11 protein-coding genes are annotated in these 10596 nt (G+C 58.8%); 10 read left to right on the top strand and 1 reads right to left on the bottom strand.

Annotated features, from left to right (window positions below; translation table 11 throughout):
* Window positions 1–53: 53 nt before the first annotated feature.
* The 6 genes from ACS5Q0_RS09245 (at window position 54) to ACS5Q0_RS09270 (ending at window position 6441) form a co-directional block, all read left to right on the top strand.
* The gene (locus ACS5Q0_RS09245; protein WP_473126319.1) at window positions 54–563 is read left to right on the top strand and encodes a TRAP transporter small permease subunit; all 510 of its coding nucleotides are present in this window, start codon (window positions 54–56) and stop codon (window positions 561–563) included.
* A gap of 8 nt (window positions 564–571) precedes the next feature.
* On the top strand, window positions 572–1876 hold the full coding sequence (locus tag ACS5Q0_RS09250) for a TRAP transporter large permease (protein ID WP_473126320.1): 1305 nt from the start codon (window positions 572–574) through the stop codon (window positions 1874–1876).
* 72 nt (window positions 1877–1948) lie between these two features.
* Window positions 1949–3067 carry a C4-dicarboxylate TRAP transporter substrate-binding protein gene (locus tag ACS5Q0_RS09255; RefSeq protein WP_473126321.1) on the top strand — a complete coding sequence of 373 codons (1119 nt, stop codon included), beginning with the start codon at window positions 1949–1951 and terminating at the stop codon, window positions 3065–3067.
* Window positions 3068–3207: 140 nt separating this feature from the next.
* Window positions 3208–3945: an SDR family NAD(P)-dependent oxidoreductase gene (locus tag ACS5Q0_RS09260; RefSeq protein ID WP_473126322.1), complete on the top strand. Its 738-nt coding sequence runs from the start codon at window positions 3208–3210 to the stop codon at window positions 3943–3945.
* Between the two features lie 14 nt (window positions 3946–3959).
* Window positions 3960–4748 (top strand): SDR family NAD(P)-dependent oxidoreductase, encoded by a 789-nt coding sequence (locus ACS5Q0_RS09265; RefSeq protein ID WP_473126323.1) that lies wholly within the window; start codon window positions 3960–3962, stop codon window positions 4746–4748.
* Window positions 4738–6441, top strand: a complete 1704-nt coding sequence (locus tag ACS5Q0_RS09270) for an FAD-dependent oxidoreductase (protein ID WP_473126324.1) — start codon at window positions 4738–4740, stop codon at window positions 6439–6441. Before ACS5Q0_RS09265 ends, ACS5Q0_RS09270 begins: the two co-directional genes overlap by 11 nt.
* A gap of 139 nt (window positions 6442–6580) precedes the next feature.
* Here the strand turns inward: ACS5Q0_RS09270 and ACS5Q0_RS09275 are convergent, their stop codons facing one another.
* The gene (locus ACS5Q0_RS09275) at window positions 6581–7012 is read right to left on the bottom strand and encodes a MarR family winged helix-turn-helix transcriptional regulator (protein WP_473126325.1); all 432 of its coding nucleotides are present in this window, start codon (window positions 7010–7012) and stop codon (window positions 6581–6583) included.
* A 59-nt stretch (window positions 7013–7071) separates the two neighbouring features.
* Between ACS5Q0_RS09275 and hmgA the strand changes: the two genes are divergently transcribed.
* The 4 genes from hmgA to ACS5Q0_RS09295 all read left to right on the top strand — a co-directional run.
* Window positions 7072–8430 (top strand): homogentisate 1,2-dioxygenase, encoded by a 1359-nt coding sequence (gene hmgA, locus ACS5Q0_RS09280; protein WP_473126326.1) that lies wholly within the window; start codon window positions 7072–7074, stop codon window positions 8428–8430.
* An 8-nt stretch (window positions 8431–8438) separates the two neighbouring features.
* On the top strand, window positions 8439–9746 hold the full coding sequence (gene fahA, locus ACS5Q0_RS09285) for a fumarylacetoacetase (RefSeq protein ID WP_473126327.1): 1308 nt from the start codon (window positions 8439–8441) through the stop codon (window positions 9744–9746).
* 9 nt (window positions 9747–9755) lie between these two features.
* Window positions 9756–10391, top strand: coding sequence for a maleylacetoacetate isomerase (maiA, locus tag ACS5Q0_RS09290; RefSeq protein ID WP_473126328.1), 636 nt, complete (start codon window positions 9756–9758; stop codon window positions 10389–10391).
* A gap of 82 nt (window positions 10392–10473) precedes the next feature.
* On the top strand, window positions 10474–10596 hold a 123-nt coding region (locus ACS5Q0_RS09295), incomplete at its 3' end, for a CoA-transferase (RefSeq protein ID WP_473126343.1).

The following is a 10596-nucleotide window of genomic DNA, read 5'->3' on the forward strand; positions in this document are numbered from 1 at the left end:
CCGTGTCGCGGCCCTGGCCAAAACGGGGCCACGACACACGAGGGAGGACTCTCATGATAAAAACACTACGCTTTCTAATAAACTCACTGACTGTTCTGGCTGGCTTATCCGTCGCGCTGATGATGTTTCACATCATGGCAGACGTTATCGGGAAGTACGTATTTCATTATCCGGTGCCCAGCACGACCGAGGTGGTGGCCAACTACTATATGATCGCCTCTGTGTTCCTGATCCTCGCTTTCGTCGAGGCAAGAGGATCTGCAATCTCCGTTGATCTTATCTATGACAATGTAGGCCCCTCGGCACAGCGGATCATGCGCAAGATAGGCCAAATCGGCACTTTGATCTTCTATATGGGGCTGGGTTGGTTCTCGTGGGACGTGGCGGTGCGAGCTTTTAAAATTAACGAGACCGTCGATGGTCTTTGGCGCGTAACGGTATGGCCTGCGAAGTACATGTTGCCCCTTGGGCTCGCAATTGCCTGCCTCGTGCTGCTGATCAAGATCTTCGCAGGCGATCGCATACGCCTGGTCGACAATCCATCCCCAATCCATAGCCACTGAGGCCTGCCATGGATCGCATTGAAATTGGTTTTCTCGGTATCGGCCTGGTTCTGGCGCTCATCGGTGTGCGGGTACCGATCGGGGCCGCAATGGGTAGTACTGCTTTCATAGGCATCTGGGCCATGATGGGCTGGAGGCCTGCCGTCGGTATTGCCAAAGCCGTTCCCTTCCATCTGATCGGCGACTGGAATCTGTCCGCAATCCCGATGTTCTTGCTGATGGGCTTCATCGCCGTGGAGGCAGGCCTGACCCGAGGCCTGTTCGGTGCTGCCCGCATCATGTTGTCGTGGCTGCCAGGCGGGCTCGCGTCGTCCACGGTTGCGGCAAGCGCGCTGTTCGCGTCGGCATCAGGCTCATCGGTTGCAACGGCTGCAGCATTTTCCCGCATCGCTGTTCCGGAGATGCTCGGATCAAACTACAATAAGGGCCTCGCTACCGGATCAGTCGCGGCAGCTGGCACCCTCGGCGCGCTGATCCCACCCAGCGTTCTGATGATTGTCTTCGGAATGCTGCTCAACACTTCAATCTCGACGCTATTCATCGCAGGAATTATCCCTGGCATCCTGACCGCGGTGATGTTTCTCGGAATGATCACCGTCCGTTGCGCACTGAATCCTTCGCTCGCGCCGAAGGTCCAAGTGAAGGTCACTGCAGAGGAAAGGAGAGTGATGGTTGCCGACGCATGGCCCTTGCCGGTGCTGATCCTCGGCGTCATGGGTGGCATCTTCGCCGGCATCTTCACCGCTACCGAAGCCGGAGCAGCAGGCGCGTTCCTTGCCTTCCTCCTCGCCTTCGTACGCGGTCGCCTGAACTTTGCCATCATGAAACGCGCTCTTGTGGATACGGCCGCCGGGACTTCAGAAATCTTCATTGTGATGCTCGGTGCGGCACTCTTTGCGCGCTTCGTCGCTCTTGCCACAATTCCGGACTTTGTCATCGGCTTCTTTGAAGGCTACTCGACCTTCACTGTGATCATGCTGATCTGCGTCCTCTTCTTGATTCTGGGTGCTTTTCTCGAATCGATTTCCATCATGCTCCTTTGCCTTCCGGTTCTGGGGCCGCTTCTCATTGCGCATGATGTGAACTTGATTTGGTTTGGCGTCCTCACGATCAAGCTTCTGGAGATCGGCCTTGTCACGCCACCGATGGGGATGAACGTATTCGTCATCAAATCATCAATGGGCAATCGCGTCACGCTCGGAGAGATCTTCAAGGGTGTAAGCTGGTTCATCGCGATCGACTTGGTAACGCTGGCTCTCCTGATTGCCTTCCCTGTTCTCAGCCTTTGGCTGCCTGCATTCATGGCTAATTGACGGCCGATGAAAGACTTGGGCACTCCAAGGCGTGCCTGATGACCCCAACGAACCTATCTAGGGAGAGAAATAATGAAGAGAATCCTGACGACTGTCGCTTCAATGGCCATGATGTCCAGTCTGGCCCAAGCGGAATCGTATCAGGCAACCAACTGGATGGCACCAACGCACATCCTGAATGAGGTTGCCTTCGTGAAGTTCGTAGATGATGTAAAGTCTGCAACGAAGGGGGGCGTCAACTTTGAGATCTACTCCTCGGGATCGTTGGTTCCTGCGCCTACGACGCTCGGAGCAATTGGCGATGGCGTGGCGCAGATGGGTATTGTTGCCGCGTCGTATACGCCATCGGATCTGCCACTCTCGGGTTTGATCAATGATCTCGCGTTTGTGGCAAAAGACGACTTCGCCACGGCTTTCGCCTTAACAGAAATCGGCGTGACCAACCCGAGAATGCAGAAGGAATATGCGAAGCATAATACTCTGTTCCTCGGTGGCTACTCGACTCCCGCCTATGTCTTCTTGTGCATGAGGGATCTTGGCGATCTGAAGTCGGTCAAAGGTCTGAAAGTCCGGACTGCTGGAACCGCACAGAATGAATGGGCCGCCTCGCTCGGCGCGATCCCTGTCGCGGCGCCGATGCCTGATGTTTATTCAGGTCTTGAGCGTGGCTCCCTGGATTGCACACTTTCCGATCCTACAAACCTCGATAAGGGCTACAAGTTCTGGGAAGTTGTGAAATCGATCACCACCCTTGAACAAGGGACATCTCTCGGTGCGACCTACGTTTACAACAGCGACTTCTGGAAAGAGGTCGGTCCGGAGAACCGCCGTAAGATCCTTGATGCAACGGCTCTCGGCCTCGCGCGCTCGCAGGTGGCCTATGCCCAAGCCGTCGGTGCAGCCTTCGCTGGTGCGGCGGAACGCAAGATTTCCATTAAGGATCCTCATCCCGAACTCAAGGAAGCTCTGGCTAAATTCAGGAGTAATCTCGTGGAGAACGCGCCAGCTCGCACCATGAAGGAGCGCGGCGTGGAGGATCCGACCGATTTCGTGAAAGAGTTCCTCGCGCTGCAGGAGAAGTGGACAAAGCTCCTCGAAGGCGTTGACCGCAATGATGCCGCAGCCATCGCAAAGGTTGTGCACGAGAATATCTTTGCGAAGCTGGACGAGAACAAGTTCGGCCTGAACTAATCTTTCTCGACCGGCGCGAGCCTTCTCGCGCCGGTTGCTTGAGGTATAGCGGATAGGGTTCCTGCTGCGCCTCGAGCTTTTGCGCTTGATCTATCGGCTCTTGCCCGCCTTGCCCTCAAGGTGTTTGGAAAGCTATACCTATGTCTGAGCACAATTCACCCACTGCACTCGTCACTGGAGCCGGATCTGGAATCGGCCGAGCAATTGCGCACCGCCTTGCCGAGGACGGCTTTGCCATCGTTGTTGCCGATCGCGCGCAACTGCCTGCCGAGGAGACGGTCCGTCAGCTTCGTGAGAAGGGCTATGAGGCCCGTGTGGCGATACTCGATATTACCGATCCGCGGGCAACGCAGGCCCTAATCGATAGCATTGGAGCATTACAGGTTCTCGTCAATAATGCTGGAATTTTCACGGTTATCGAGTTCGACAAGCTGAGTGCGGATGATTTCCGTAAAATGTACGAGGTGAATCTGATTTCGATGTTCACCCTTTCCCAGCAGGCGTCCCGGAAGATGCCCGAAGGTGGCCGTATCGTGAATCTATGCTCGCGGGCAGCCTTCGGGGCACGGCACTATGCCCATTACGTTGCCTCAAAGGCGGCAGTTGCCGGTTTCACGAAGGCTCTTGCGTTGGAGCTGGGTATGAAGCAGATCACCGTGAACGCAGTCGCTCCCGGCATCATCCAGACCGATATGCTCCTAGAGCGCAAGGACGGTCTTGATGAGATGCGCGCTGCGCAGCCTACGGGCAAACTGGGTGTTCCAGAAGATATCGCTCATGCCGTTTCCTTCTTCGTAGACCCCCGTGCAAGCTATGTCACGGGTCAGGTCTTGATCGTAGACGGCGGCCGCTCAGTCGGTGGCACGGCGGCATTCTGAGGTGGAGAGCAGATATGGACCTTCCTGTCGCGTCCCTTCAGGGAAAAGTCGGCGTTATTACCGGTGCCGGTCAAGGTATCGGCGAGGCAATTGCGAACGCATTCATCTCTGCAGGTTCTGTCGTCATTGCTGTTGACCGGGAACCTGCTGGCATCAACGCGCTAGCGGCGAGATCGGATCGGGTCATCCCGATTCAAGGCGACGTGACCGATGCAGGCTTGCCCGAGGTAATCGGCAGCACTCTCGATGGGGCAGGCTTGCCGCTCAGCATTCTAGTCAACAACGCCGGTGTCGCGCGCGGTGCTCACGCCCTTGCGACCTCGGACGAGGATCTTCAGCGCTACTTCGACATTAATATTCTCGGCGTTTTTCGCCTCTCGCGCTGGGGCGTGGCCCGCATGATGGAGGCCGGTGGAGGATCAATCGTCAATACGGCTTCCGTCTTCGGCATGGTCGGTGCCTATAACAGCGCGGGCTATTCGATATCGAAGGCTGCGGTGATTGGAATGACGCGCCAGATGGCCACCGATTTCGGCCCCTCCGGCATTCGCGTGAATGCCGTGGCTCCCGGCCTTATCGAAACGCCGCTTACCGCTGATCGCATCCAAACGGAAACCTGGCGCCGCCAGATCATGGTTGAGCAGTGTCCGCTACAGCGTGTTGGCAAACCTGAGGACGTTGCTCGCGCCGTACGCTTCCTGGCCTCCGATGAATCGTCCTTCATCACCGGGCAGATCCTGGCCGTCGACGGAGGATGGACCATTGGGCGCTTCCCCAGACAGGAGCCGCTCCATGTCGGCTGAGACGCTTCCGTCGAGTTGTGATCTTCTCGTTGTCGGATCGGGCGCGGCGGGTCTGGCTGCTGCAATCAGTGCCGCTCACGCGGGTCTGAAGCCAGTTATCATTGAAAAGTCCGAATACTTCGGCGGGTCGACCGCCATCTCGGGCGGCGCTATCTGGGTGCCCGATAATCCGGTCATGCGCGCGGCCGGAATGGAGGATGACCCCAATGCCGCTCGCCGCTACATTGAACTTGAGACCGGCAATCGCTTCAATGCGGAACTGGTCGACGCTTTTCTTGAAAACGGTCCTAAGGCCATCGCGTTCTTCAACGAGAAGACTGCATTGAAGATGGCGCACCGTCCCTATTCTCCGGACTATCATCCTGAAAAGGATGGAGCTGCTCTGGGCGGACGTGTGCTGGATGCACTGGAATACGATGGCAGAGCTTTAGGTAAGAATCTTGCCCGGCTACGCCCGCCAATCAAGGAATTCACTATTCTCGGAGGCCTGCAACTCGGCCGGATGGATCTCTACCATTTCGTGCGCATGACGCGTCAGTGGCCCTCTTTCGTGCATGCCACCAAGCAGGTTCTGCGGTACTGCAAGGACAGGATGGTGACAGGACGCAACACGCGACTGAGCCTCGGTGCGGCTGTAGCAGGCCGTTTGGCCGAATCGGTCTTTGCCCTCAGGATGCCGCTTTTGACCGAGCACGAACTCGTCTCACTTCAGCAGGATGCCGCGGGTCGCGTAACGGCCGCGACTATCCGCACCAAGCTGGGTGACAGAACGGTCAACGTCATCAAAGGCGTGGTTCTCGCTGGCGGCGGCTTTCCTCATGATTCGAAACGTCGTTCCGAGACGTTCGAACATGTCGGTCACGGCTTGCCCCATTACAGCATGTCTCCTTCCTCGAACACAGGAGGAGCGATCTCCGCTGCCGAGGCGATCGGAGCTGCCTTCGTAACCACCAATTCCGACGCCGCATCCTGGACGCCGATCTCACTCGTTCCCCAGCCTGATGGCTCGAAGCGGCCTTTCCCGCACCTGTTCATGGACAGGGCAAAGCCCGGCATTATTGCCGTCGGTCATGACGGCCGGCGCTTTACCAATGAGGCGGCCAGCTATCACGACTTCGTCAAGGGATTGGTGCAGAAATTGTTGGAGGGGGGCCGGAAATCGGCATTCCTGATCTGCGATCACCACGCCCTGCGCCGGTATGGTCTGGGGGCGGTCCCGTGTTTTCCGGGCAGGATCGGGCCATACCTCAAGTCAGGCTATCTCAAGCGCGGTTCAAGCGTCGAGGAGCTGGCTGAACAATGTGGCATTGATGCTCAGACCCTTAAAATGACGATCGGCCGTTATAATCAGTTTGCTGGTCAGGGAGTGGATCCCGAATTCGGCAAGGGCTCGACAGCGTACCAGACGGCTCTCGGCGATCCGGACCACAGACCGAACCAGTGCCTGAAGCCACTCGAAGGAACGCTTTACGCGGTCGAAATCTTTCCGGGCGATATCGGCACGACAATGGGGCTGGACATCAATGCTGACGGTCAGGTCCGCGATACGACGGGCCGCGTGATCGAGGGTCTTTATGCCTGCGGGAACGATGTCAATTCGATCATGAGCGGATCCTATCCCGGTGCAGGCATTACACTGGGGCCGGCACTCACATTCGGCTACATCGTTGGACGCCATGCCGCATCGCGATAGGAGTTCTGCCGCAGACCCCTGCGGCAGAACATAGCCTGCAGCAGCCGATTCAGCGGAATGGGCTGATCTGCGCGTATATGCCGTACAATTGGGTCTGGAGATGCGGCTTCCGATAGCTACTGCTGAGTTTCGACGCAGGTCATCGGTGAAGGACTTCCTCAAGCCGCGCCAATGCGACGAGAAGGAAGGAGCCTTCGGGACCGAGTTCGCGGAGGATACGTTGTTCGAATGCTAAGGCTTTAGGCACGATATCCTTGTATGCACGGCGGCCCTCTGCAGTCAGAGACAGGATCTCCTCGCGGCGATCCTCTTCGCTCTCGCGACGCTTAAGCCAACGGCGCATTTCCAAAGCCCGGACTGCTCGGCTGACCTTGGTTTTGTGCATGGACGAGTGCTGCCCGATTTCCTTCGCGCTGCTCTCTCCGAATTGGCCCAGGGTTGCGAGGACCCGCCATTCAGGTGTCGTCAGATCGTGATGCGGGCCGTAGACGGATTGGAACTCCCGAGAGACGGCGGCGCTGAGCCTGTTGAGGCGGTAAGGCAAAAATTGTTCGAGTTCGAGTTTCGCCATTGGGTTGTTAGTTACAAAAATGACAGTTACGAATGTAACTAACTTTGGAGGTTACGACCATGAATGTCCAGAACTCAATCTCCCAGACGCAAGCGTCAATCGTGCAGGAGAGCGCCATTCAGCCTGGCTACATGTCGGGCTTCGGCAACGGTTTCGAGACGGAGGCGCTGCCAGGAGCATTGCCCATCGGACGCAACTCGCCGCAGAAGTGTTCGTACGGTCTCTACGCCGAACAACTGAGCGGATCGCCCTTCACGGCGCCCCGCACCACTAACGAGAGATCTTGGCTTTACCGGATCCGGCCGACCGTGACCCATTGGGGGCAGTTCCAGAAGGCCGATATCGGGCTTTGGCGCACGGCACCGGCTGTTGAAGTCGAGGTGCCGATCGCTCCCATGCGCTGGGACCCGATCTCTATTCCAACCGAGCAAGTCTCCTTCCTCGAAGGCGTCCGCACCATGACGACAGCGGGCGATGCCGGCAGCCAAGCTGGCATGGGCGCTCATGTCTATCTCGCCACCCGCTCGATGGTGAATGAGTATTTCTACAATGCGGACGGCGAAATGCTGTTCGTGCCGCAACAGGGTTCCCTGCGCCTGTGGACGGAGTTCGGTATCATCGATATCGAACCGGGTGAAATCGCCGTAATCCCGCGCGGAGTTAAGATACGTGTCGAATTGGTGAATGGTCCGGCGCGCGGCTATCTATGTGAGAACTACGGCGGAGCATTCACTCTTCCCGAGCGAGGGCCGATCGGTGCCAACTGTCTTGCCAATCCGCGCGACTTCCTCACGCCGGTGGCGGCCTACGAGGACAAGGACGCTCCTTCGAAGATGTACGTGAAGTGGGGCGGCTCGCTCTGGGTCGCGGACATGGACCACTCGCCGCTTGATGTGGTAGCCTGGCACGGCAACTATGCTCCATACAAGTATGACCTGCGTCGTTATTCGCCCGTCGGGCCGATCCTTTACGATCATGCCGATCCGTCGATCTTCACGGTACTGACCTCGCCGTCCGAGACGCCCGGCACGGCGAATATCGATTTCGTGATCTTTCCGGACCGTTGGCTTGTGGCGGAGAACACCTTCCGACCGCCGTGGTACCACATGAACGTGATGAGCGAGTTCATGGGCCTGATCTATGGCGTCTACGACGCCAAGACCGGCGGCGGATTTGTGCCCGGCGGCATGTCGCTGCACAATACCATGCTGCCGCACGGGCCGGATGTGGATGCCTTCGAGAAGGCGAGCAACGTGGAACTCAAGCCTCACAAGCTGGAGGGGACGCTGGCCTTCATGTTCGAGACCCGCTTCCCACAGAAGGTGACGGCCTTCGCGGCTGAGACCGAGTCGCTGCAGAAAGATTACGGCGTCTATGGTCACAAGCTGAAGAAGCACTTCAACCCGAACCAGCGATAAGCGGGACCATGACTCAGCTCGATCAAACACACGACCCGAAGCTCGAAAGCTGGGTGGCCTCGGCCAACGGCCATCCGGATTTTCCGATCCAGAACTTGCCGCTCGGAATCTTCAGTCATGGAGGCAGCGAGCCCCGGGGCGGAGTCGCCATCGGTGATCGGATTCTTGATCTGTCGGCCGCCCTCGCGGCCGGCCTCTTCACCGGTGAGGCCGCCAAGGCAGCGGAAGCGGCTTCAGGCTCAACGCTCAACTCATTCCTGGCACTTGGGACGAGGGCGCGGAGGGCTCTGCGTGCGAGGCTGTCCGAGCTCTTGGCAAAGGGCAGCCCTGAGCAGCGTAGGGTGGAGGCATGCCTGCACGCGGCTTCCGAGTGCGCGCTTCACTTGCCGGCGCGCATTGGCGACTACACCGACTTTTACGTCGGCATTCACCATGCCACCAATGTCGGCAAACAGTTTCGGCCTGACAATCCGCTATTGCCGAACTACAAATACGTTCCGATCGGCTACCACGGTCGTGCCTCGTCGATTCGCCCGTCCGGTGCGCCCGTGCGGCGGCCGCGCGGGCAGACGAAGCCGCCGGATGCACCGAGCCCCATGTTCGGGCCGAGCCAGAGGCTCGACTACGAACTGGAGCTGGGAGTCTGGATCGGCCCCGGCAATGTCGACGGCGAGCCGATCGACATTGCAGAGGCTCCCGAGCATGTTGGCGGATACTGTCTGCTGAACGATTGGTCGGCGCGCGATATCCAGGCTTGGGAGTACCAGCCGCTCGGTCCGTTCCTGGCCAAGAACTTCGCCAGCACTATCTCGACGTGGATCGTCACGCCGGAGGCGCTAGCGCCGTTTCGCATCCCCCAGCCACGTCGGCCCGAGGGCGACCCCGCTCCGCTGCCATACCTGACAGACGAGGCCGATCAGCGTGAGGGTGGGCTCGATGTGGAGCTCGAAGTTCTGCTCCTCACCCCCGCTCTGCGAGAGAAGGGACTGCCGCCACATCGGCTTGCCCTCTCCAACGCGCGGCACATGTACTGGACAGTGGCTCAGATGATCACTCACCATGCCAGCAACGGCTGCAATCTCCAGCCTGGTGATCTTCTCGGCACGGGGACGATCTCGGGGCCGGATCACACGAGTTGCGGCAGCATTCTCGAAGCGACCCTGGGCGGCAAGAATTCAATCGTGCTCGCCTCCGGCGAGGAGCGGCGGTTCCTCGAGGATGGCGACGAGGTGATCCTCCGGGCCCGCAGTTACCGTGAGGGCTTTGCTTCGATCGGCTTCGGCGAATGCCGGGCCACGATCCTGCCAGCGCGATGAGGGAAAGGGATGAAGCTCTATACCTACTGGAGGTCCACATCCTCCTATCGTGTGCGCATCGCCCTCGCCTTGAAGAAGATCGAGGCGGAGCAGGCTTTTATCCACTTAGTCCGTAACGGCGGCGAGCAGAATGCTCCCGCCTATCGGGCGCTCAACCCTCAGGGCCGCGTGCCGGCCCTCGAACTCGATGACGGCGCGGTTCTCATTCAGTCGCCCGCGATCCTGGAGTATATCGAGGAGGTCTACCCGACGCCTGCACTCCTTCCGTCCGATCCTGCCTCAAGAGCCAAGGTCAGGGCGGTTGCGTCCCTCATCGGCTGCGATATTCATCCGCTGCACAATGCCGGCCCTCTCAATTATCTCAGGAGAACTCTCGGATGTGATGAGCCGGACGTTGCAAACTGGATTGCAACCTGGGTGGGGCAGGGGCTGGCCGCGGTCGAGGCCCTGATCGGAGACGGAGGCTTCTGCTTTGGCCCCGAGCCCTCGCTGGCCGATGTCTACCTTGTGCCGCAGCTCTATGCTGCGCGAAGGTTTGCAGTACCCTTGGGCGCTTATCCGCGCATTCTTCGCGTGGAGAAGCTCGCAGGCGAACATCAGGCCTTCAGGGGCGCGCATCCGGCCGTTCAGCCGGATGCCGAGTAGGCTGGCCTATGTCGATTCCCCAGAGCATCCTCTTCGATCAAAGCTCCGCGCTTCGCGACCATAAAGATTCATGGTGACAGCAATGAACAAAGTTTACAGCGACGCGGGTTCGGCGCTGGCGGGACTGGTGAAGGACGGGATGACGATCATGGCCGGGGGCTTTGGCCTGTGCGGCATTCCCGAAACCCTGATCGAGGCGATCCGC

It is taken from the genome of Microvirga sp. HS2, from assembly GCF_055792805.1.